Annotated in this window: 1 protein-coding gene; it reads left to right on the top strand. The window is 42.6% G+C overall.

The window, feature by feature from the left end:
- Positions 1-838: hypothetical protein (locus AC4GME_RS14565; RefSeq protein ID WP_490379646.1), on the top strand; the 838-nt coding region annotated here is incomplete at its 5' end.
- Positions 839-1,027: the final 189 nt, after the last annotated feature.

Genomic DNA, 1,027 nt, shown 5'->3' with positions numbered 1-1,027 from the left:
GCTTGTGAGCATAACGCTGGCAGCGGTTAATGATGCCGCAGTCATTGATACGCAAACGTATGGCACAGTGCAGATGGTTACTGTGACTATTCACGGGCCGGCGGATAAATTAGATCCGCTTAGTCCCGACAATCTTTCTGTAGTAGATTCTGAACTATCCGATACGTTAGATCCATCCTTAAAGCAACTTGAAAAAACGATGGATGCTGAAGCTGATCTGATCGAGGCCCCTACAGATTCAGAGGAAACGGATAATTCTACAATTGAAGGTATTGCAGCCCCTAGTCAGAATTATAATTCTCCTTTTCCTGAAGCTCTTGTAGCCGATGACATCTTTCTAAGTGTGTTATCTGAACGTCCCAGTGCAATTAAAAGTATTGATGCCCCTAAACCTACGGTAGAGATGACTCAAACATTTCTTCAGGAACTCACTTCATTCTGGAAGGATGATGGATTAACTGTTACTGAACTATCAGAAACCAGCCTATCTGAAATAGTCCGGCATAGTCCTGAGTTTTTAGATGATCTGAACAAAATGCGACAGGATCTCGATCAATCTGCAGAAACACAACAGATAAAACAGGAACTAAGCGCAGAAGCTGTGACCGGAGTTAGTATGACAATAACAGCTGGTTTTGTTAGCTGGGCTTTACGTGGCGGCTCACTGTTTGCAAGTTTTCTGACTGCCATGCCGGCTTGGCGTTCTCTTGATGTAATGCCTATATTAGCGGCAGATGAAAAATCAAGAACTACGCAGTCGACAGCCGATGGAAAGTATAGTATTGATAATACTGACAAAGAGGAAGAGGCAAAAGTTGATCATCTATTTGACCAATAAATGCAGAGTAACTATCTGACGACAAGGTGAAAATATGAAAGTACCAGCGATCTCTCCTGTTTTTCGTCTCTCTATCGGCCTGAGTCTGCTGACCGTTAGCTTATTGCTGCTAGGCGATCTTTTCGGTTTTATTCCTAATCAAAAACTTGCTGAATTTACGGCTCGTAAAGTTATCTCTGAATCATTAGC

Source organism: Psychromonas sp., from assembly GCF_983033635.1.
Note: the sequence above shows the minus strand (reverse complement) of the source record. Positions and strands in the feature narration are given on the sequence as shown.